This window comes from Gemmiger formicilis (assembly GCF_016901605.1).
GTDB lineage: Bacteria > Bacillota > Clostridia > Oscillospirales > Ruminococcaceae > Gemmiger > Gemmiger formicilis_B.
Window position 1 is genome coordinate 1 of the sequence record NZ_JACJKP010000634.1, and the last position, 267, is coordinate 267.

The following is a 267-nucleotide window of genomic DNA, read 5'->3' on the forward strand; positions in this document are numbered from 1 at the left end:
CTGCTTCCGTATAAAATGATGGACTTCATGCAATCACCTTACCCCTTATTACGAGAACAATCGTCCTGTTTTAAAAGTGCGAACAAGAACCGGCCGCAAGACAGAGAGGATAGAATCATAAACAGATCGGCAATCGGAACAAACAGGAAGGATGGAAGCAGCACACGGGTGTAGCGGCTCTTTACGGTTTTGCACTTGCAAACGGCCGCAGACAACCGGGCCAGGCAAAACAATACGCCAAAATTGAAAAACAGCCAGCTTCCCGCC

Annotated in this window: 1 protein-coding gene; it reads right to left on the reverse strand. The window is 48.3% G+C overall.

The window, feature by feature from the left end; genetic code table 11:
- Positions 1–48: 48 nt before the first annotated feature.
- The coding region (locus H6B10_RS16245) for a hypothetical protein (protein WP_204652449.1) at positions 49–267 on the reverse strand (219 nt) is incomplete at its 5' end.